The following is a 22262-nucleotide window of genomic DNA, read 5'->3' as shown; positions in this document are numbered from 1 at the left end:
TTATTTTGGCATCGCGGCTTTTACCGCTGCACCGAGTTCATCCGGGTTAAATTTGGGAATAAATGCATTCGCACCCACCCTTTCAACCATGGCTTGGTTGAACACCCCACTCAGTGAAGTATGCAAAATCACATGCAGATTCTTAAGCGACGGATCGTTACGGATCTCAGCCGTCAGGGTGTAGCCATCCATTTCTGGCATTTCAATATCCGAAATGACCAAAGCCAACTGCTGATGGATATCGCCTTCCTTCGCCATGTTGCGCAGCGTCGTGATGGCTTCTTTGCCATCTTTCACCAACAGGCACTCACAGCCAATGGCTTCAATCGCGCGCTGCACCTGCTTACGGGCAACACTGGAGTCATCAGCCACCATCACGCGGCGCACCTCTGGCAAGGCATCCACGAGTTCTTCAAGTACGGTGCCAGAAATATCGGTATTCACCGGTGAAATCTCATCCAGGATCTTCTCAACATCCAAGATTTCAACCAACTCACCATCAATTTCCGTCACAGCCGTCAAGTAGTTAGCTCGTCCCGCCCCTTTGGGTGGCGGCAGGATCGATTCCCAGTTCATGTTGATAATACGCTCAACAGAAGACACCAGGAAGCCTTGGATCGAGCGGTTAAACTCAGAGATGATCACAAAGCAGTTATCCAAATCCTCGATCGGACGGCCACCGGTTGCCAAGCTCATATCAATCACTGAAATCGTCTGACCACGGATGTGCGCGATCCCTTTCACCAACGGGTGCAAGTTCGGCATGGTGGTCAATTTAGGGCACTGCAGTACCTCTTTCACTTTAAAGACATTGATTCCGTAACGCTGGCGACGCTGTAACCGGAACGTCAGCAGCTCAAGACGGTTTTGTCCCACAAGCTGCGTACGCTGGTTAACTGAATCCATGATCCCCGACATAAGGATGACTCCATGTTATTCGTTTTTATTTGTTGATATGTGTTCAATGGGAATTATCATGCTAATTCGCCTATCAGTATCGAGTGACACCTGTGATCCAAAGAACAAAATTATCATTCATTTGGTCTATCATCGGCCTCATTGGCATTTTCTTTAGCACATTTATTACGGCTGCGCCTTTATCGCCACAAGAAACCGTACAACAGACGGCTGAACAGTTTGTTTCCGCGCAAATTAACCCGCCCCATAATGCTACGTTGCAGGTTGAAGCCGCCGCACTCGACAGCCGCTTACGCTTTACCGACTGCCCGACACCGCTGGAAGCGACAATACCCGGTAAGCAAACCTTAAGCGGCAATGTCACCGTACTGATCCGCTGTGCCCAGCCGCAATGGCAAGTGTATGTGCCAGTCCGCACCCAGTTGTTATTGCCACGGGTCGTCGCGACGCGTCCACTGGGGCGCGGGCATGTGATCACCGCAGACGATCTACAAGTTCAGCACATTGAGCTGCGCTTTCAGCGCGGTGTGGCCTTTGATCGCCCAGAACAAATCGTCGGAGCCAAAATAAAGCGCAATGTCCAAATGGGCGATGCGGTGCTCGGTAATGATATTTGTGTCGTTTGTCGCAATGATGCGGTGACGATTCGCGCGGGCGGCAAGGGATTGCGTATTATGACCAAAGGCATCGCCCTGTCTGACGGTTCATTGGGCGAGCAAGTTCGGGTACAAAACAGCAAATCTAAACGCATTATTGATGCGGTGGTCACCGGGGTTAGCGACGTGAGCGTCAGCTACTAGGTCACGAATTTTGGACCGATAACGATGGTGCAAATAATTAAGGGACACACCCTAAGTGCTCTTGCGCCTTATGAACTATGCTGTATAGAAATAAAACAGACACAAATTAGGGCTAAAGTTCTGCCACTTACCGCCGACATAAGCCGTGTATTTCGATTTTTTCGTCCAAGGACTTCGTTTATGGCAAGTATTGACGCTTTTCGGTCCAGCCAACCTCTGACTGCCCGTACTTTGCAGAACACTGCAACCGGTTCGTCAGCCGGTGCGACGCAAGGCGCTTCACGCTCAACCTCTGAGCACAAAATGGGAGATGCCGTGTCACTGAGCTCACAAGGTAAAGCTGTCGGTCAGCTTCATCAGCAATTAGCGACAGAACCCAGCTTTGACAGCACCAAAGTGGCGGCGATCAAAGACGCCATTGCCAACGGCAGCTATGTGGTTGACGCGGAAAAGCTGGCATCTAACATGCTAAAATTTGAAGATGAATTACGCGGCATGTAGCGCATGCCAATAGAGAACCCATGATGTCTGCGTCGCTAGAACAATTACTGTCATTACAACACGCCACCTTGGTGTCGTTGTCGCGTTTGCTTGAGCAAGAGAAAGCAGCCATCGTTGAACGCAAAGCGGCGGATATCGCCCAATTGGCGAGCGAAAAACTGGCGTTGATCCATAAAGTCCAACAACACGATCATCAAATTGCCAGTCATGCCCAACGCCAACTGTTAGTCGATGATGCAACACTGGCAGAGCAAGTCACGCAGATCAAACACACCGTGGCTCGCTGTAAAGAGAGCAATCAGATCAACGGCGAAGCCCTGCAACGGGCACAGCTTAGCTTTCACAAACTCAATAACCTGTTTCAGCAAAGCCGCGGCAAACACCAGATGACCTACACCAGCGAAGGGATGGCACAAAACATTCGTTCACTGGGGACGAATATCAAAGCCTAAATCAACACCAGACGCGGGCGCCACTCGTTCACGGCGCTCCAGCTTTTGCTTTTTCTCGTCCCTGTTTTTGCTCTTCCTCAGGCTCTTGCTCGTTCCGCTTCTACTCGCCTTTGCTTCTGCTCTTTCAGCTTTTACGCGTCCCGCCCCTACTCGTCACTCGCCCCTGCGCTTCCCTTAAAACAACGTCTCTTGATGGGTCGGTACTTGATACACTTCACCGTGGCTCTTCATGCGCTCCATGCGGCGCAAATCCAACTGCAGTTCGGTCACATAACTGTCACCCACCGGGTAGCTGCGTAGTACCTCTGCCCCGCGAATAATGCCATCGACGGCGCCATCCGTGGTTTCCATGCCGAGCTGTTGATCTTCCATACCGGCACGGGCGCTGATGCGCATGCCATACACTTGCTCGGTCAGTTCACGGTACGCATCGATTTTCGACGCCCGCATCGCGCGGATACGCTTTTCTTCATCCGTGCGGCCACGCTGCTCGCTGACCGAGGCATAGCCGACCGCCGAGAGCACATTTTCATTGCGAATTTCTGCCAACGGCTGGCAACCCACTAAGCTAAACACCACCAGCCATAACCAGTAACGCATGTTGTTCTCCACTTTTTTCAACTTAAGCGCGGTGCTTAAGGTTTTAAAATCACGTTATTGCGGTCAAATTTCTGTGTGTCACTGCGCATGATCACACCATTTTGAAGGCGCATTTTATTTAAGGTATCCAAATCACGACCAATGCGATCTGCCGGCAAAAAGCCTTGCGCCGAGGCAATCACGACCCGTGAACGCATGCCGATAATACGGGCGTTCACCAAAATACCGCCGCCCTGACGCAACATCGTGCCCGTCAGCACATAATCCACCGGCTGCTCAGACGCTAACTCACGCCAATTACGGCTGATAGCAAAATCCCCTTCCGGCGTCACTTTGATCCCGCCTGTGGCTTTATAGTCCACCACGGTGTAACCGCGTTGCTGCATCTGGTACATAAACCCTTCGGTCACGATGTTGCCTAGCCAGTTGGTTTCATTCATGGCCTGCAAGTCGACAAACGAGGTCACCGCCAACGGCGTTTTTGCCGTCAGGTATTGATTAGAAGTGACAAGCTGCTCGGTCATGCTTTCGATAAAAAAGTCCATGGTATGGCGCGGGGTTTCTTGTAACAGAAACGCGCTCCCGGTGTACGGGGCTTTACCGTCATAGATCGGGGAGTAGGCGCAAGATACGGTCATCATCGCCAGTATCAAGACAATCCAATTTTTCATTCTAACCAGCTCCAGGTAAGGAAAGACGTGCGGCTGTATACCCAATTAACTTGTTATCGTACGACGCGATAAAAACTTTATCGATTCATCCTCAACGGGCTAATTCATCCCATGTTGACTAATGGGAACACTCTTTGCATAACGCTTATCATTGCGGTGATCGAAGGGGGCCAAGCGCCCACACAAAACGGTCCGTTTTCTCTTTCACTTGCCAAAGACTAGCAATATTCATACCCATGTTGAGCCTGAGTGTTAATTAATGAAAAATCGTTGTCTTATCGTGTTGAGTAGCCTGAGCCTGCTGTTCTCTTCTCCCCTGTTTGCAGCGTGGTTTGAAGTCACCGGCTCTGCCGTGCAGCTAGAAAGTGAAAGTGCTGCCCGTCAAAACGCACTCGAAGATGCGGTGTATCAGGCCATGCAGTATTCCGGTGCGAACATTGCCAGCATGCACAATTTGCGTGACTACTTGGCGACAGAGCGCAAAGAGTACCAATTCAGCGGCAGCGAAGTGCGCCATGTGTCGGTGATCAAAACCCGTAAGCGGGGCGGCAAGTTTTACCTCACCGCACGGGTGGATGTGTACCCATCGGCAAAAACTTGCCACAAGGTACAGTACAAGAAAGGCATTCTGCTCAGCGAGTTCACCCTCACGTCGCCACAGCACGCCGCTTTAGGGGCGATTTACCCGATCGGTCAATCTTTTACCCGCATTTTACAGCGTCAAATCAGCCGTCAATCTCAAAGCTTTGTGGTAGCCGATGTGACGCGCGTTCCAATCAATCCAAGCCAAGCCGATGCGATGACCATGCTGGCCGATGATAACGACGCGCAATACATTGTCAGCGGTGAAATTACCGACCTGACCTCCACGCTAGATCAAAAAGGCCGCAATGATGACAACATTCATCGCCAGTTTGCAGCGAGCTTGCAGATCATGGACGGTAAAACCGGCGAAATTCTGATGCAGAACAACTACCGCGAAATCGCTCAATGGCCCTTCGCGCGCGTCAGCCAAGTGGACACCCAGAGTGCACGTTTTTGGCAATCCAGCTATGGCCAAGCGGTTCAGCGCATCAGCCGTAATATGATGCTGGATCTTGAAAGCAACCTTTCTTGCCGCGCTAGCTTGCCGCAGGTGGTCAACAGTTATGGCAATACGGTGCAAATTAACGCTGGCCGCATTCACGGGGTGCAAGCGGGTGATCGCCTGGCGTTATGGCACAGCGCGGGCTTTATTGATCAAAATGGCACCCCACGTAACCGTATGGTACAAACCGGGATCACCTTAACGGTCGACCGGGTGTATGAAAAATCGGCAGAATTACACGTTGAGCAGGCAGAATTGGCAAGCAGCATTCAGCCTGGTGATTTGCTGACCAAACAGATTCAAAATTAAAAGTTACGCTTAATCTCTGGCGATAATTTTGTATAATACCCGCTCAAGCAATGACTTGCTGCTTCCTTAGCTCAGACGGATAGAGCGTCCCCCTCCTAAGGGGAAGGCCACTGGTTCGACTCCAGTAGGGAGCGCCATCTTCATCAAAACGCCCAGCCTATGCTGGGCGTTTTGCTTTCTGTTACCGCTTGCCGCTTTCTCCTCCTCTTCCCTTACCCTTTTGCCTTATTTCCCCTTCGTGAGCATCAATAAAAGCTGATGAGAACTAGACTTACAGTCTGATGGGATGAAAACACACTGCCACGCCATCCTTTTCTTTCTCTCGAGTATGGAAGCCGGCTATGACCTTGAAAGCAAAAGACGAGCTTTTATTGAACCACAGCGTCCGAAAGTACATTACGGAAAAATTAAACAGCACAGGGGCGACTCATTCCCCTTACGATACGGAACTCACCGCGGTCTTCATTTTTGCCGCAATCGGGATCGCGGTGGTGGTCTACCTGATCGTGCACCGGATCCTTGTACGCTTGATTAATTCGATGTTAAAGCGCAATAAAGAAACACTGGGCAACAGCCTGACGCAATTTGAAGTGCTGGAAAAACTCGCCCTACTCATTCCTGTGATGATCCTCGATCAACTCATTCCCGAAATACTGAGCCACGATCACTTACTTTCGACCATCACTGATCGGGTACTGAGCGTGACGTTTGTCGTCATCTTTCTCTGGATGCTGTTTGCCCTACTTGATGCCCTGAATGACATTGCCTCCGTCAAAGGCATCACCCGCCGCATGCCCATTAAAAGTTTTGTTCAGTTAATCAAGCTATTCACGTTTCTTATCGGTATCGTCGTCGGCATTTCAATTCTCTCCAACGAATCGCCGGTCATTTTCCTCAGTGGCTTAGGCGTGGCCACCGGCTTTGTCATGTTGATTTTCAAAGACACCCTTTTAGGCTTTGTCGCGGGGATCCAGCTGTCGGCGAATCGCATGATCAGCCTGAATGATTGGATTGAAATGGACGGCTTCAGCGCGAACGGTACCGTTGAAGAGATTTCGCTGACCACGGTAAAAGTCCGTAACTTTGACAATACCATCAGCATGTTGCCAGCTTATGCGTTAGTGCAAAACCCGTTCATCAACTGGCAGGGAATGTCGGATTCTGGTGGCCGTAGGATCATGCGTTCGGTCTATGTCGATGTCACCTCAATCCGTTTTATGACGCCGGATGAGATTGAAGCATTAAAAGAAGTGAGAATACTGCGCGAGTTTTTGTTTGAAAAAACGAAAGAGATTGATGCCTTTAATGAGGCGCTGGATGACATTCCTCATACCCTCAATACGCGGCAGTTAACCAACATAGGGATATTCCGTGCGTACTTGAGTACATACCTGCGTTCACACAATGACATTCACCAATATATGTTACTGATGGTCCGTCAGTTGGCGCCTACACAAGAAGGGCTTCCATTACAAATTTATGCATTCACGAACAGTACGGATTGGGCGTATTACGAGGGGGTACAGGCCGATATTTTTGACCATATTTATTCGATAATGCCGTTGTTTGACCTGCGCCCTTATCAGGCTTTTGGTGGCTATGATGCCAGCTTAATTGGCACCAAAGAGAGTCAATGAGCTATACCTGATGTTTTATGCCTAACATAAAGCATCTGGCATAAAAAACAGGTATAAAAAACGGGCATAAAAAAAGACCTGACAATGTCAGGTCTTTTTCTGAAATTTGGTGGAGCTAAGCGGGATCGAACCGCTGACCTCTTCGCTGCCAGCGAAGCGCTCTCCCAGCTGAGCTATAGCCCCAAAATCTGAAACTGATAATAAAAACTTAAGTAAATCATGTCAATACACCGATACCAACAATGTATGAGAACACACGAAAACTGAGAAAACGATCACATTTATGCCGAGTATCGAGTATCGAGTATCGAGTATCGAGTATCGAGTATCGAGTATCGACAAGATAGAATCAGAAAAGCAAAAGAAAAGAATGAAGATGAGAAAAAGTGAAAATAAACCGATAAAAAAGCGGAAAGCTTTCGCTTTCCGCTCGAGATTTTCACGCTATCACTACGACAAGCAATGATTAGCTGTTTGCTTCACGCTCAGCAATAAAGTCTAGCGCCATCTGGATACGTGCCATAACGCGCGCTTTACCCACAAGTTGCATCACAGCATCAACAGACGGTGATTGGCCTTGACCGGTAACAGCTACACGCAACGGCATACCCACTTTACCCATGCCTAGCTCAAGCTCTTCACACACTTGTGCAATCACAGCATGTAGGTTTTCAGTGGTCCATTCAGTCAGTGCATCCACTTTCGTCAATGCCAACGCTAGCGCGTCTTTCGCCACTGGGCGTAGGTGTTTCTTCGCCGCACCCGCTTCAAACTCGTTAAAGTCTTGGAAGAAGTAACGAGACTGCTCAGCCAATTCGATCAGCGTATTACAACGCTCACCCACTAGGGTGATCACGTCTGTTACTGCAGGACCGTTTTCAGTCGAAATTTCTTTCTGATCAAGGTGCCATTGCAGGTACTTCGCCACATACGCTGGCTCAGCCGTTTTAATGTAGTGGTTGTTCAACCAAAGTAGCTTGTCAGTGTTGAATGCAGAAGCAGACTTGCTCACTGATTCAAGGCTGAACAGATCAATCATCTCTTGCAGTGAGAAAATTTCCTGATCACCGTGAGACCAACCCAAACGCACCAAGTAGTTCAGTAGCGCTTGTGGTAGGTAACCTTCGTCACGATACTGCATCACGCTTACCGCACCGTGGCGCTTAGACAGTTTCGCACCGTCGTCACCCAGAATCATTGCACAGTGTGCAAACTCAGGCACTGGCGCACCCAATGCTTCATAGATGTTGATTTGACGTGGGGTGTTGTTGATGTGGTCTTCACCACGTACCACTTGGGTAATACCCATATCCCAGTCATCAATTACTACACAGAAGTTGTACGTCGGGCTACCGTCAGTACGGCGGATGATCAAGTCATCCAACTCGCTGTTTGCGATTTCAATACGGCCACGGATCTTGTCTTCAAAGACAACCGTGCCTTCTTTCGGGTTGCGGAAACGGATACAGAACGGAGACGCTTCTGTTGCCGCGGCGTTTGCTGCCACAATTTTCGGGTGATTTGCATCGTAGCGCGGCTTCAGGCCTGCAGCCATTTGCTCTTCACGCAGTTCGTCAAGTAGCGCTTTCGGGCAGTAACACTTGTACGCTTTATCTTCAGCCAGTAGCTGATCAACCACTTCATTGTAACGATCAAAACGTTTGGTCTGGTAGTAAGGACCTTCGTCCCAGTTCAGCTCCAACCATTCCATGCCTTCGATAATGGCATCGATCGCTTCCTGTGTAGAACGCTCTAGATCTGTATCTTCGATACGAAGTACGAATTCGCCACCCATGTGTTTAGCAAACAACCAAGAATATAGCGCTGTACGCGCACCACCTACGTGCAAGAAGCCTGTTGGGCTAGGTGCAAAGCGAGTTTTAACCGTCATTGAACATTACCTAATTAATGAAGTTACAGCGGATCAGATCCCGCTGATCGGGAAAATGGCTGTTATTCTATCACTGTTGGCTAAATCTACAATCATGAAGACAACCTGCCATACAGAGCAACAGCAGGGCATGAGGGCTAAACAACAGGTGCCATCAACAAGCGCCTTCGTAAGCACGACAAGGATCAAGTGCCATTTTCATCACCGCCAACGTGAATATACCGTTCCTCTCGTTATCGTCACTTTTTCATTTATTTAAAATAATAATGCCTCATTAAATCGAGCAGGATAGTACTTATTTTAAATTCATCCTGTCGTAAATATAAGACAATGAAGCGTATTTATATTTACACGAAAAGAAACTTCACTCTTAAAAATAAGAAGCACGATTCACCCCTCATCCCCACAAAACCAATAATAACCATAAGCAACTGAAATAAAAGAAAAATAAATAAAACACTTAATTGAGAATAAAAAATTAGATTTATTTGTGTGTTTTTTTTGATCTTTTGTGACGGCTATACATAAACTTAATTCAACGATAAGCAACGGATTGAATTATCTTCGTTTAGTAAAGGAATACACTTTCCCTACGTTCATCGAGGTGTGTATGAAAGGATTACTAATTGCAGCAATGGCTACGATGCTATTTATTTCTGGCAGTGTTTTTGCGAGTGGCACGCAAGGCGGTGGGGGTAATGGTTCTTCCGCGGCAGGGCCATGGGTTGATTGCAAACTGCCTGACGGCAGCGTCGACTACATCCCATTAATGATCTGCACCATGCAAAAAAACGGCAAGTTGAACTAGTAAAGCAGTCAGGGAGTGGTGAGACCACTCCCTAGGAATACTGTTGGTCGATACGTCAGTTAGACGTATGACAAAAAGATTATTGCTGATTCGCCCATTTAAGGAATGATAGGCGTTGTGCTTCAGATAGGCGCAAGAAATCGGCTTGCATCAGAATCATCGCATTGTTTCCTGACACCACAGGCTGCTGCACTGCAACTGCCGCTTGTGTATCAACGCTACCTGCACCGATAATTTGGAATGTTTTTGGTTCAGGTGCTGGGGCGACTTTCGCTGCTGCTGCAATCGCATAACCTTGTGAGCGATTATACATCGCCAATTCTTTGTCAAAATTACGGCCAAAAAGCGTTGATGTATCACCCGTTTTATTTCTCGGTAAGATATCAATGTTCGCCTTCACGGCACTGCCATTTTTAGCAACAATTTTCATTGATGGGTCAGCATCAAAGTTACTTTGATCAATGGCACTGATCAAGCGCATCGTTGGCTCAATCATAACGGTTTGGTCTTTCGCTTCAAACGTCATCACGATTGGTACAGAGCGGTATTTTTCTAATTGCCCCTGCCCTTCGATTAATTTCGATACGCGGACAACAACTTGGTTTAAACCATTATTGAGTGTGACGTTTTCAGTCGATTCTAAGAGATTAAGCTTTTTTTCTCCATTCACAAACATCGACTCTACGCCTGGTGCAAATTCGACATTTACGGCTGCTTGTGCACTGCTCATTGCGGCAAACACACTGGCAAAAAGTACGGCTTTTCCAAGTTTCATTAATCTCTCCTATAAAAAACGAGCATTGAAAATCAATGCTCGTTCTGGTCATTCTAAATCGGGTTAGGAATTAGAAGTAGTATTCAACACCCATTAGTAGACGCGTTGTGTCGCCTGCATCTGTACCGCCATCCATGTTGTAGTGACGGATGTCAGTGTATAGGTATGCGCTTGGTAGTAGGTAACCTAGACGACCTGTGATTGCCATATCGTCTGTATCAGAACCTGTTGTGCCATCAGCGTAGTCTGCTTCACCTGTACCTGCGAAGCCTACTTTGTAAACCCATGCACCGTTGTGAACGTACTGTGCTGTTGCAGAGTATGCCCACTGGCTGTCTTCACCGCCACCGATGTTATCAACAGTCATGTACTTACCAGCCGCCGTTAGCGTGATGTTACCGAAGAACATCGAACCACCGAAGATGGTGTATGCAGAACCGTCTGATGCCGCTGTTTCTTCAGTGTTTAAGTAGTAACCCGCGTGAACACTGAACATGTCTGCGCTGTAAGATGCAGCAAGGCTGTAAGCGATGTTGTCAGTCGCTGTGTCCATGTTGCTTGCAGTCGCTTGGAAGTTAAAGCCACCAAAGTTTGCAGAGTCAAAACGTAGCACGTGGTTTGCACGGTCTTCGAAGTTTGCTGAAATGTCGTTGTTCCAGTCAAATACGTTACCTAGACCTGGGTTTGAGTGTGGCCAGTCAACGTAGTTGTAAGCAGCAACTAGCTGACGACCGTATTTGAATGAACCCACGCCATCAAAGTCGAAACCTAGGTATGTATCACGGCCACCGAAGCTACCAGTACCGTCAGCGTTACCGCCGCTGTTTGATGCATCACCACCTTCGATTTGCCATACTAGGTTTGGACCGAAGTTGTCAAAATCCACTGTGCCACGGAAACCGATACGTGATTCGATGTTAGCAGTGATAGTGTCATCTTTACCAGCAGCATCAGGTGAATCGTACATCATGAAACCAGCAGCCTGTCCGTAAAGCTGCACGTTGCCGTCTAGAAGATCGATTGCTGCGTTAGCACCTGTTGAAGCCATTGCTGCTGTTGCGATTGCAGCGCCTAGTAGCGTACGTTTGAACATTTCCATGGAAAAAACTCCTAAAAATACTAGCTGTGTTTACTTGCGCCTTAAAGGTTGGCCGCCGAAGGCTGCAAGTAACTCTCCCGATATGTCAGCCGGTGAATCCGACTAATTCATATTTTTTTAGCGCTTTGATTGAACCTATTGGTTGAACCTCTGTCTGCTTCCTCACTAAGACTACTTTCGCCCTGAAAAACATCAATGAGAACTTAATTTATTGTGTTAAAAATATGACTCAGTGCAAACTTTGCGCGTATTAGTGATCGCGATCAAAATACCGCAACCAAGGCAACAAAAAAACAAACAAAACAAATAAAAACAATTACTTGCAAAAAACCTACGTATTAAAAATGCGAGTCACCTCGAAAGAATATTTTATTTAGCAAATTAGTTACATCTGTCATTTTTTGCCTTAACGGCTTCCGTTTACCTGCTAGGTTCGGAGTACAAAAAAACCGTTGCCCGCTATTTTCCTCCACTTGTAAGCAAAAAAAAGCTCCGCCACATGCATGGCAGAGCCTGATCTTTTGACCAAAATTCACACATTTATAGCAATGTGCTTAACGGGCGAGTAAATCAACCAACGCTTGCTCATCCCAAATCTCGATCCCTAACTCTTGGGCTTTCGCCAATTTTGACCCCGCGGCCTCACCGGCGACTAGCAAATCTGTCTTTTTAGAGACACTGCCCGTCACTTTCGCGCCTAGTTGCTGCAAAGCGGCTTTTGCATCCGAACGTGACAGTTGAGACAACGATCCCGTCAGTACCACAACCTTGCCTTCTAGCAGTCGCACTGCGCCCTCTTCCGGCGCTTCAATCACCGGCCAATGAATACCAACGGCAAGCAATTGTGTGATCACATCAAGGTTATGGGCTTCGCGGAAGAAGTTATACACGTGTGCGGCCACAATGGTGCCCACGTCCGGCACTTCAATCAACTGCTCTTTTGATGCTGACTGAATCGCTTCCAGTGTCTCAAAATGGTTAGCCAGGTTCGCAGCGGTCGCTTCACCGACTTCGCGAATGCCTAATGAATACAAGAAACGTGGCAACGTTGTGAGCGTGGAAGCCGCAAAAGCATCCACCAGCTTTTGTGCCGATTTAGGCCCCATACGTTCCAATACCGTCACGACGCCTGCTGACAGGGTGAACAGATCGGCTGGTGTCGTCACCATTTCACGATCAACCAACTGCTCGATGACCTTTTCACCACAACCATCAACATCCAACGCTTTACGTGACACAAAGTGCTTCAGGGCTTCTTTGCGCTGTGCCTGACAGAACAAGCCACCGGAACAACGCGCAACCGCTTCGCCTTCGACGCGCTCCACTTTAGAGTCACACACAGGGCAGGTTTGCGGGAACACAATCGCTTGAGCCTCTTCGGGACGGCGAGATTCCACCACCGACGCCACCTGCGGGATCACATCTCCTGCGCGGCGGATCACTACGGTATCGCCAATCATCACACCTAAACGCGCAATTTCATCGGCGTTATGCAAGGTGGCATTGCTGACCGTTACCCCGCCGACGAATACCGGCTCCAATTTGGCGACAGGCGTGATCGCGCCGGTACGGCCAACTTGAAACTCCACATTTTTCAGCAGGGTCATTTCTTCTTGTGCTGGGAATTTATACGCGATCGCCCAGCGTGGCGCACGCGCTACAAAACCCAATTGTTGTTGAATTTCAATGGCATTGATCTTAATAACCACGCCGTCAATCTCATACGGCAACGCCATGCGTTTCTCACCAATGGATTGATGGTACGCAATCACCGCATCCATCGAATCCAACGCGTGGATCTCCGGACACATTGGTAAGCCCCACGCTTTGAGCTGGACTAAGCGCTCGTACTGGCCATCTGCCAACGTCATGCCTTCCACCACCCCGGTAGAATACGCATAAAAGCTTAACGGACGTGTGGCGGTAATACGGGAATCCAACTGACGCAAACTGCCTGCAGCGGCATTACGTGGGTTAGCAAAGGGCTTCTCGCCTTTCTTTAATGCGCGTTCATTGAGCGCATCAAACCCTTTTTTCGGCATGAATACTTCACCACGCACTTCCAACTGCGCTGGCCAATCGCTTCCTTGCAGTTTCAGCGGGATGGCACGAATGGTACGCACATTCTCGGTAATATTTTCACCGGTAGCACCGTCACCGCGTGTCGCCGCTTGCACCAATACACCATCGACATACATCAAACTGACCGCCAAGCCATCCAGCTTCGGTTCACAGCAGTAAGACACATCAGTGTGACCCGGCAAGCGATCACGCAGGCGTTTTTCAAACGCACGTAGATCGTCGTCATTAAACGCGTTATCTAACGACAGCATCGGGATCTCATGCTTCACTTGGGTAAATCCGTCAAGTGGTGTACCACCGACACGCTGGCTTGGTGAATCCATGCTGATGAGTTCTGGGTGCGCGGCTTCTAATCGCAATAGCTCTTGCATCATGCGGTCATATTCAGCATCCGGGATCTCAGGATTATCTTCGACGTAATAGCGATGACCGTGATAGGCAAGACGATCGCGCAGCGCATTCAATTGCTGCTGAATATCATGACTCATTGTTTTTCCTATTCATATTCGATGACTCCGCCCTCTTTCATGACGGACTTCATGAACAGATATCGCGCAGTACAAAAAAACAAAGCCCTTTATACAACAAGGTATAAAGGGCTCAAAAAATAAAGGTGTCGCCCTGCGGCTTAAGCGTGCGAGTAGCGCATCGCTTTCTCGCGGTATTCCGTGATACGGCGTGGTGTGATCAAGTTACGTTCGTGATCAAGCACATCCGCTTCCAGAACATCCGCAATGCGTTGGACGGTTTGCAACATCAAGTTAAACGACTGATCGGCGCGTCCCGCTTGGCATGGCAACATCAAGTAGAACGCCACCCCAGGGGTTTCAAACTGCTCGTTCCCACCATCCGGGAAGTGCGCAGGGTGCACCATGTTGGTTGCGCAGAACAAACTCGGCCCTGTCCCCGCCATATCACTGTGACGGTGATAGACCGCGTTTTCACCAAAAATAAGATTGTGTTGTTCAAACGCCGTGAAGAGCTTATTACCGCGTAGCACATCACCATGGCGAGCATGCACGTTCAACACCAAGAAATCCGGTGGCAGCACTTCTGGCTCTGGCTCTGGCTCTGGCTCTGGCTCTGGCTCTGGCTCTGGCATAACAATCTCAGGCTGCGGTGCAGCAGGCGAAACCACCGCGGGCTCCGGCACAACAACTGAAGCGTGTTGCGGCTGAGCGATCGGTTGTTCAACCTGAAGAGGTTGGTCGCTCGGTTCAACCACAATCATATCTTCCACTGCCGTTTGTTGCTGGCCGCGTTCAATGTCTTCAATGGTCAACGTCGGCTCAATCACAGATGTCTCATTCATCGCACTTAACGTCGGTTCAACGCGCGTTTGAGCAGCAGGTGCTGCCGATTCTGGCATCGCAGCCGCCGGGGTAACCACAGGCTCAGTGATTGGCGCAGGCGCAGCAGCAGGGGCGGATGCCGCAGAGGTTGCATGTGACACTTGGCGGTGAGTCACTGGATTCTGAGGCGTCTGGCTCTGAGGAACAGGCGCCTGTGCTTGAGGCGTCACAGACACCGCCGGCGCTGTCACTTGCGGGGAGGTTACCTCCGCCGTCGGCGCTACATTTTGTGCCATCGCACGCTGTACAATGTCTTGCGCCGCCGCTTGTGGCGCGGCAACCGGTTGAGGCTCAATCACAGGCTCAGGGGCGACGACTGGCGTACTGTTTGCTGGAACGTTATCCGCAGGGTGACTATCCGCAGAGAAATTATCCAGTAGCGGATCCGCTTCCGGTTTCGCCCCGAAATGTAACGCTGGTTCTTTCCTTTCCGTTCGAAGAGGTTCAACGGGCGCAGCCTCATTGTTCATCACGCGAACACTGCCTACCCCATCTTGATCGAAACCGTCTGAATCACGTGATGAATCATCCAATTTCCCTAATGGTTTCTCACCAAATTTGGCGGGTTTTTCCTTTCGGCTACTCCATAAACCGTGCAACAGCAACGCTGCGATCGCAAGGGCACCGACAATAATAAGAACCAGACGCAATTCCTGCATATGAATACTCTGAATTTACTTGTTACCCATCAAGGGTGAATCAACCAAAAAGCACCACCTGTCTGGATATCCCTTCAGGCACTACCACAATTATTACAAATCCCTCTGTCTCTATTTACCGACCACAGAGAAATGGCGTTGGTTCCAAGGTAAAGAGACGGAACTCTGCTACGTATCACATTTTGACGGTTTCATCGAAAAAAGAGACGCCCACCTAATGTATCAAAACTCAAAACAGAATGAGAAGGTGAATGTGGCGATTCATGCAATATAGCGTTATTGAGCGCACAATCGACCAATCCTTAACCACTTACTGCCCCTCTGATTTATGCTAACGGCACCGATTTGCTTCTCACAAGCTAACACCGTTAATATCATTGATAGTCATGGCCACGCCAAATGTACAAAAAAATCAACGATTGCCAAGGAGCCTTTATGCAACCCCCTCAGCCAATCCAAGCGCCTCTCAGTGGTGCGGGGTATTTTTTCCGTGGATTATCTTTAGCAATGCAACCGGGTACACGCCGTTTTGTCTTGTTTCCACTGCTTATCAACATGGTGCTCTTTGGCACTGCATTCGGCTTTATTCTCAGCCAATTGAGTGACTGGATTGACGGCTGGATGGCGCTGTTACCCACATGGCTCGACTGGCTCTCCTACTTATTGTGGCCTCTGATCACCGTTGCCGTGCTGGTCACTTTCTCTTATTTGTTCAGCACCATTGCCAACTGGATCGCCGCCCCGTTTAACGGACTGCTCGCCGAACACCTCGAAGCCAAATTGACGGGCCAACCCGCGCCCGATGCGGGCATGGCCGCCATCATGAAAGATGTGCCTCGCATCATGCACCGTGAATGGATCAAGCTGAAATATTACCTGCCTAAAGCATTAGGGTTATTCATCTTGCTGTGGATCCCTGCGATCGGCCAGACCGTTGGGCCGGTGCTGTGGTTCTTGTTCAGCGCATGGATGATGAGTATCCAATATGCCGACTACCCGTTTGATAACCACAAAGTGCCGTTTCCCACCATGCGTGACGCGCTAAAAGTCAAACGCGGTAAGTCCCTCAGCTTTGGTAGCTTGGTCATGGTTTGCACCATGACGCCGATCGTAAATCTCTTTGTGATGCCGGTTGCCGTCTGTGGCGCAACGGCAATGTGGGTAGATAATTACCGAGATCAATACCGCGCACACTAACCCTTCCGAATTCATGGCACAGCAAGGCAGATCCTGCCTTGCTTTTCTCCCGTATCAAACACGTATTTCATTGTCTTCCCACCTCGCCTTTTTATTCTGCCATCCTCCTTCATAACAATAAGATATAACCACAAATTCCTTTCCAATCTGCCTGCATTGAGTATGCTGGGTGTGTCATTTAAATTTGAACGTGTTACGAAGGAACGATCACTATGAGTAAGATTTACGAAGATAACTCTCTAACAGTGGGTAATACTCCGCTAGTACGCCTCAACCGTGTCAGCAACGGCAATGTGCTGGCTAAAATTGAAGCCCGTAACCCAAGTTTCAGTGTTAAGTGCCGTATTGGCGCGAACATGATTTGGGATGCAGAGAAAAAAGGCCTTCTGAAAGAAGGTGTTGAACTGGTTGAGCCAACCAGTGGTAACACCGGTGTCGCACTGGCCTTCGTTGCCGCAGCACGTGGTTACAAACTAACATTAACCATGCCTGAAAGCATGAGCCTTGAGCGTCGTAAATTGCTCAAAGCCCTCGGCGCGAAACTCGTGCTAACAGAAGCGCCAAAAGGCATGAAAGGCGCAATTGAAAAAGCCGAAGAAATCGTCGCTTCAGCCCCTGACAAATTTTTGCTGCTTCAGCAGTTTAACAACCCCGCAAACCCTGAAATTCACGAAAAAACCACCGGCCCAGAGATCTGGGATGCCACCGACGGTGAGATAGATGTCTTTGTCTCAGGCGTAGGTACCGGCGGTACGCTAACGGGCGTTAGCCGTTATATCAAGCAGACCAAAGGCAAAGCGATTACCACGGTAGCTGTCGAGCCAAGTGAATCCCCAGTGATCACCCAAGCGCGTAACGGCGACGACATTAAACCTGCGCCACACAAGATCCAAGGGATCGGTGCTGGCTTCATTCCGGGTAACCTTGAATTAGCTTTGATTGATGAAGTGGAGCTGGTAAGCTCTGACGACGCCATTGAAATGGCACGTCGTCTGATGGAAGAAGAAGGGATCCTTGCCGGTATCTCATCCGGTGCTGCGGTCGTTGCCGCTAACCGTGTCGCAGAGCGTCCCGAATTTGCGGGCAAAAACATCGTCGTTATCCTACCAAGTTCAGGCGAACGTTATTTATCCACCGCGCTCTTTGCCGGTATTTTTACTGAAAAAGAAACCCAACAGTGATCACACTTTCACATGATGAGTTACCGTTTTTCAGCTAAAAGCCTCCCCTTGGGGGGCTTTTTTGTTGCATTTTGATTTTAGCTCTAATATAAAACCGTTGTGTATTATTTCTAGCTCCGAAATAAAAGGTCATGAAATGGCCATACCGGAGAAAGAAAAGAGAGAAAAGTCACAAAAAATTGACTTGGATTAATCTCAAACATCGAACTGTTGGGTAGTTTATACTCATGTGAGCGAATAAAGCCCGAACAGGCAAGCTTCACTGACAGTTACGTTAAAAAATTAAATAATTATTATCTATCATCGGGGTGAAAAATGTATCAGAAGCAAGTTGAGATCACTGCAGAAAACGGCCTACACACTCGTCCAGCAGCACAGTTCGTTAAAGAAGCTAAAGCTTTCGACGCAGACATCACAGTGACTTCAAACGGCAAAAGCGCTAGCGCAAAAAGCCTATTCAAGCTTCAAACTCTAGGTCTAGTAAAAGGCACAGTAGTAACTATCGCTGCTGAAGGTGCACAAGCTCAAGAAGCTGTTGACCACCTAGTTGCTCTAATGGACGAACTGCACTAATACGCAGCCCGCTATTACTTCCCCTAGTTTTAAGTTAATTTAAGGTAAGGCTATGATTTCAGGTATCCTGGCGTCTCCTGGTATTGCTTTTGGTAAAGCACTACTTCTGCAAGAAGAAGAGATTGTATTTAACAAAGCTTCTATCGCTGCAGACCAAATCGAGAACGAAATTCAGCGTTTCTTCGATGCTCGAAAAAAATCATCTGAGCAACTAGAAGTTATCAAAGAAAAAGCACGCATCACCTTTGGTGAAGAGAAAGAAGCCATCTTTGAAGGCCACATCATGTTGCTTGAAGATGAAGAGCTAGAAGAAGAAATCATAGCCTTCATTAAAGAGAACAATGCCTCTGCTGATGTTGCGATCCACGCAATCATCGAAGAGCAAGCGATGACGCTTGAATCCCTAGACGATGAATACCTCAAAGAGCGTGCAACCGACATCCGTGATATCGGTAACCGCTTTGTTAAGAATGCACTGGGTATCAGCATTGTTAACCTGAGCGCGATCAACGAAGAAGTGATCCTGGTTGCTAACGACCTCACCCCTTCTGAAACAGCGCAAATCAATCTAAATTACGTGCTTGGCTTTATTACTGATATCGGTGGTCGTACATCACACACCTCTATCATGGCGCGTTCTCTAGAACTTCCAGCTATCGTAGGTACAAACAACATTACCACTCAGGTGAAGAACGGCGACATGCTGATTCTTGACGCGATCAACAACAAGATCGTGATCAACCCATCTGACGATGAGCTAGCCCAATTCAAAGCGATCCGTGACGCGCACCTAGCTGAAAAAGAAGAGCTAGCGAAACTGAAAGATCTGCCTGCTATTACCCTAGACGGTAAGCAAGTAGAAGTGTGCGGTAACATTGGTACAGTGAAAGACTGTGACGGTATCAACCGTAACGGTGGCGAAGGTGTTGGCCTTTACCGTACTGAATTCCTGTTCATGGACCGTGATGCACTTCCTACTGAGGAAGAGCAATACATCGCTTACAAAGAAGTTGCAGAAGCGATGCATGGCGAATCTGTGATTATCCGTACTATGGATATCGGTGGTGACAAAGACCTGCCGTACATGGATCTACCAAAAGAAATGAACCCGTTCCTGGGCTGGCGCGCAGTGCGTATCAGCTTGGATCGTCGTGAAATTCTACGCGACCAACTACGTGGTATTCTTCGTGCGTCTGCACACGGTAAAATCCGCATTATGTTCCCGATGATCATTTCTGTTGAAGAGATCCGTGAACTGAAAGCGGCAATTGAAGAATACAAAGCAGAACTTCGTACTGAAGGTCTGGCATTTGATGAAAACATCGAAATCGGTGTAATGGTTGAAACGCCAGCAGCTGCTGCGATTGCTCACCACCTAGCAAAAGAAGTTGAGTTCTTTAGTATTGGTACTAATGACTTAACCCAGTATACTCTTGCGGTTGACCGTGGTAATGAGCTGATCTCTCACCTTTACAACCCACTCTCTCCAGCAGTGCTAACTGTGATCAAGCAGGTTATTGATGCTTCTCACAAAGAAGGCAAGTGGACAGGTATGTGTGGTGAGCTTGCGGGTGATGAGCGTGCAACCCTACTACTACTGGGTATGGGTCTGGACGAATTCAGCATGAGCGGAATTTCAATTCCTCGCATTAAGAAAATTATCCGTAACGCAAACTTTGCTGATGTAAAAGCTATGGCTGAGCAAGCGCTTGCTATGCCTACTGCTGCTGAAATCGAAGCACACGTAGAAAAATTCATCGCAGAAAAGACCATCTGCTAAAATACCTGCAGATAAAATAACAACGCTTAGGAGCAACGATATGGGTCTGTTTGACAAATTGAAGAAGCTGGTTTCTGACGACAGCACTGAAGCTGGTGCTATTGAAATCATCGCACCACTATCTGGTGAAATTGTAAACATCGAAGATGTGCCAGATGTTGTGTTTGCAGAAAAAATCGTTGGTGACGGTATCGCTATCAAACCTGCTGGCAACAAAATGGTTGCACCAGTAAACGGTACTATCGGTAAGATTTTTGAAACTAACCACGCATTCTCTATCGAGTCTGACGACGGCATCGAGCTATTCGTTCACTTCGGTATCGACACTGTTGAACTGAAAGGTGAAGGCTTCACGCGTATCGCGGAAGAAGGCCAAACTGTGAAAGTGGGCGACACTATCATCGAGTTCGATCTAGCATTGCTAGAAGAGAAAGCGAAATCAACTCTGACTCCAGTTGTTATCTCTAACATGGACGAAATCAAAGAGCTGAACAAACTTTCTGGCGCAACAACTGTGGGTGTTACTCCAGTTATCCGCATCAAGAAATAAGATTGCTTCAATCTTTGCAAAAACGCTGCCTACGGGCGGCGTTTTTTTATACTTAAAATTCGAGTCGCGAGTTTACAGGGACGAGTAAAAGCGGAAGAGCAAAGAAGGGGCAGAAGCGAGTCACGCGTTGCTATATTGCCATAGGGCCTCAGGTCCATAGCACCGCTCTTAAACCGCTTTTGCTTTTCCGCACTGACTCGCCCCTCGGCGCGCAGCGAGACCCGTCCCTAGACACTCGCCCCCTTTCTTTGTCAAAAAAATCCCCGGCCTTTCGACCAGGGATTCATCTTTCAATGCGGATTCCGCTTCAACGCTTACAGCGCAGCAAGCACTTCCATTGACGGTGCAAAGAAGTATGCACCCGTTACTGCGGTGGTAAAGCGCAATAGCTGATCTGTCTTGCCGTCTGTTTCGCCGTACATGCTCTCTAGCATCACATTAAAGTTATGCTGGTTATTACAGTATGCAATGAACAGTAGGCCATGATCGCCCGTTACCGTGCCGTATGGCAGGCTATGGCGTACAATCTTCAGGCCTTTACCTTCTTCTTTGATATCCACACGGCCAACGTGAGAGGCCGCAGGTACGTCTTCCAGCTCGACGGAATCCGCACGTGTACGACCAATCACTTTTTCCTGTGCTTGCATATTCAAACGGTTAAACGCCGGTAGATTGTGTACAAAACGCTGCACCATCACAAAGCTACCACCCGCATAATCACCGCTTTGGATCAGTGCGACATCAGAACGTGCTTCGCGCGTTTTCGGGTTTTCTGTGCCATCGATAAAGCCTGTCATATCGCGAGCATCAAGGTATCGGAAACCGTATGTCTCATCCATCACTTCCACTTGATCCGCAATTGGCTGCATGAACTGGCGTAATAGGTAGAAGTTCAAATCGTGGCGGCTGGAGTTCACGTGCAGCAGAATATCTCCCCCTGTCGCAGGGGCGGTAATGTCGTCTTTGCCCAACGCAACGAAGTTATCGAACTCCGCAGGGCAGCCTTTTTCTAACGACAACCAGAAATCTTTACCAAATGCGATACTTGCACGAAGATCAGAATGCGGCTGCAGTTCGTTCAACGCAGCAACTTGATCATGGATCTGCTGACATTGTGCCAACACCGCTTTTGCGTCACCTGTCACTTTCATTACTGCATACAATGCAAATGGACCTGCCTCAGGCAAAATCAGAGGTTGTGCAGTGGCCATACTCTTCTCCTAAATAGCGAGTGCTGATATGTATCCTGTGTGATCGGACACCGTATATTGCACCAAACGTGGGCATTACGGGCAATCACATCAGGATAAACTGAATTCGCAAGGATTATAGCGCGATTT

The 22262-nt window shown here is 48.5% G+C and carries 20 protein-coding genes and 2 tRNA genes; 12 read left to right on the top strand and 10 right to left on the bottom strand.

The genetic code is table 11. From position 1 onward, the window contains the following. Positions 1–918, bottom strand: coding sequence for a chemotaxis protein CheV (locus ACSF8W_RS03795; protein WP_500845199.1), 918 nt, complete (start codon positions 916–918; stop codon positions 1–3). 92 nt (positions 919–1010) lie between these two features. Here ACSF8W_RS03795 and flgA point away from each other — a divergent pair, with 92 nt between their 5' ends. The 3 genes from flgA (at position 1011) to ACSF8W_RS03780 (ending at position 2671) form a co-directional block, all read left to right on the top strand. Beyond that, positions 1011–1718, top strand: coding sequence for a flagellar basal body P-ring formation chaperone FlgA (flgA, locus tag ACSF8W_RS03790; protein WP_500845198.1), 708 nt, complete (start codon positions 1011–1013; stop codon positions 1716–1718). Positions 1719–1898: 180 nt separating this feature from the next. After that, complete coding sequence (gene flgM / locus ACSF8W_RS03785; RefSeq protein WP_500845196.1) at positions 1899–2219, top strand: flagellar biosynthesis anti-sigma factor FlgM; 321 nt, start codon at positions 1899–1901, stop codon at positions 2217–2219. A 23-nt stretch (positions 2220–2242) separates the two neighbouring features. Then, on the top strand, positions 2243–2671 hold the full coding sequence (locus ACSF8W_RS03780) for a flagella synthesis protein FlgN (RefSeq protein ID WP_500845896.1): 429 nt from the start codon (positions 2243–2245) through the stop codon (positions 2669–2671). 174 nt (positions 2672–2845) lie between these two features. Here the strand turns inward: ACSF8W_RS03780 and ACSF8W_RS03775 are convergent, their stop codons facing one another. Then, positions 2846–3271 carry an LPP20 family lipoprotein gene (locus ACSF8W_RS03775; protein WP_500845194.1) on the bottom strand — a complete coding sequence of 142 codons (426 nt, stop codon included), beginning with the start codon at positions 3269–3271 and terminating at the stop codon, positions 2846–2848. A gap of 35 nt (positions 3272–3306) precedes the next feature. Beyond that, positions 3307–3942 carry a FlgO family outer membrane protein gene (locus tag ACSF8W_RS03770; RefSeq protein ID WP_428476667.1) on the bottom strand — a complete coding sequence of 212 codons (636 nt, stop codon included), beginning with the start codon at positions 3940–3942 and terminating at the stop codon, positions 3307–3309. Positions 3943–4201: 259 nt separating this feature from the next. On the opposite strand from ACSF8W_RS03770, the gene ACSF8W_RS03765 reads away from it, so the two are divergent. The 3 genes from ACSF8W_RS03765 to ACSF8W_RS03755 all read left to right on the top strand — a co-directional run bounded on the left by ACSF8W_RS03765 (position 4202) and on the right by ACSF8W_RS03755 (position 6975). Beyond that, on the top strand, positions 4202–5338 hold the full coding sequence (locus tag ACSF8W_RS03765; RefSeq protein WP_500845192.1) for a flagella assembly protein FlgT: 1137 nt from the start codon (positions 4202–4204) through the stop codon (positions 5336–5338). Between the two features lie 60 nt (positions 5339–5398). Beyond that, positions 5399–5475: transfer RNA gene (locus ACSF8W_RS03760), tRNA-Arg, on the top strand. A 204-nt stretch (positions 5476–5679) separates the two neighbouring features. Continuing rightward, entirely contained in the window at positions 5680–6975 is a 1296-nt protein-coding gene (locus tag ACSF8W_RS03755; protein WP_500845190.1) for a mechanosensitive ion channel family protein, read from the top strand. Between the two features lie 107 nt (positions 6976–7082). Here the strand turns inward: ACSF8W_RS03755 and ACSF8W_RS03750 are convergent. Then, a tRNA-Ala gene (locus tag ACSF8W_RS03750) sits at positions 7083–7158 on the bottom strand. Between the two features lie 283 nt (positions 7159–7441). Next, a complete protein-coding gene (gene gltX / locus ACSF8W_RS03745) occupies positions 7442–8866 on the bottom strand; it encodes a glutamate--tRNA ligase (RefSeq protein WP_500845188.1) in 1425 nt (474 codons plus the stop codon). Between the two features lie 610 nt (positions 8867–9476). Here gltX and ACSF8W_RS03740 point away from each other — a divergent pair. Next, on the top strand, positions 9477–9674 hold the full coding sequence (locus tag ACSF8W_RS03740; RefSeq protein ID WP_500845187.1) for a hypothetical protein: 198 nt from the start codon (positions 9477–9479) through the stop codon (positions 9672–9674). 79 nt (positions 9675–9753) lie between these two features. On the opposite strand, the gene ACSF8W_RS03735 is transcribed toward ACSF8W_RS03740, so the two are convergent. From ACSF8W_RS03735 to zipA, 4 genes are all read right to left on the bottom strand, one after another. Beyond that, a complete protein-coding gene (locus tag ACSF8W_RS03735; protein WP_500845185.1) occupies positions 9754–10449 on the bottom strand; it encodes a DUF2057 family protein in 696 nt (231 codons plus the stop codon). Between the two features lie 70 nt (positions 10450–10519). After that, entirely contained in the window at positions 10520–11548 is a 1029-nt protein-coding gene (locus tag ACSF8W_RS03730) for a porin (RefSeq protein WP_500845183.1), read from the bottom strand. A 554-nt stretch (positions 11549–12102) separates the two neighbouring features. Next, positions 12103–14118, bottom strand: coding sequence for an NAD-dependent DNA ligase LigA (gene ligA / locus ACSF8W_RS03725; RefSeq protein WP_500845181.1), 2016 nt, complete (start codon positions 14116–14118; stop codon positions 12103–12105). Positions 14119–14258: 140 nt separating this feature from the next. Further along, positions 14259–15641, bottom strand: coding sequence for a cell division protein ZipA (zipA, locus tag ACSF8W_RS03720; protein ID WP_500845179.1), 1383 nt, complete (start codon positions 15639–15641; stop codon positions 14259–14261). Between the two features lie 435 nt (positions 15642–16076). On the opposite strand from zipA, the gene cysZ reads away from it, so the two are divergent. The 5 genes from cysZ (at position 16077) to crr (ending at position 20922) form a co-directional block, all read left to right on the top strand. Then, complete coding sequence (gene cysZ / locus ACSF8W_RS03715) at positions 16077–16838, top strand: sulfate transporter CysZ (RefSeq protein ID WP_500845177.1); 762 nt, start codon at positions 16077–16079, stop codon at positions 16836–16838. A 212-nt stretch (positions 16839–17050) separates the two neighbouring features. Then, positions 17051–18019 (top strand): cysteine synthase A, encoded by a 969-nt coding sequence (gene cysK, locus ACSF8W_RS03710; protein ID WP_500845175.1) that lies wholly within the window; start codon positions 17051–17053, stop codon positions 18017–18019. 315 nt (positions 18020–18334) lie between these two features. Further along, the gene (locus ACSF8W_RS03705) at positions 18335–18592 is read left to right on the top strand and encodes an HPr family phosphocarrier protein (RefSeq protein ID WP_500845173.1); all 258 of its coding nucleotides are present in this window, start codon (positions 18335–18337) and stop codon (positions 18590–18592) included. A gap of 52 nt (positions 18593–18644) precedes the next feature. Further along, positions 18645–20372, top strand: coding sequence for a phosphoenolpyruvate-protein phosphotransferase PtsI (ptsI, locus tag ACSF8W_RS03700; protein WP_500845171.1), 1728 nt, complete (start codon positions 18645–18647; stop codon positions 20370–20372). Between the two features lie 40 nt (positions 20373–20412). After that, entirely contained in the window at positions 20413–20922 is a 510-nt protein-coding gene (crr, locus tag ACSF8W_RS03695) for a PTS glucose transporter subunit IIA (protein ID WP_500845169.1), read from the top strand. A gap of 314 nt (positions 20923–21236) precedes the next feature. Here crr and ACSF8W_RS03690 read toward each other — a convergent pair whose 3' ends face one another. Further along, positions 21237–22133: a Dyp-type peroxidase gene (locus ACSF8W_RS03690; protein WP_500845167.1), complete on the bottom strand. Its 897-nt coding sequence runs from the start codon at positions 22131–22133 to the stop codon at positions 21237–21239. Positions 22134–22262: the final 129 nt, after the last annotated feature.

Source organism: Photobacterium sp. 270122K, assembly GCF_059941365.1.
Note: the sequence above shows the minus strand (reverse complement) of the source record. Positions and strands in the feature narration are given on the sequence as shown.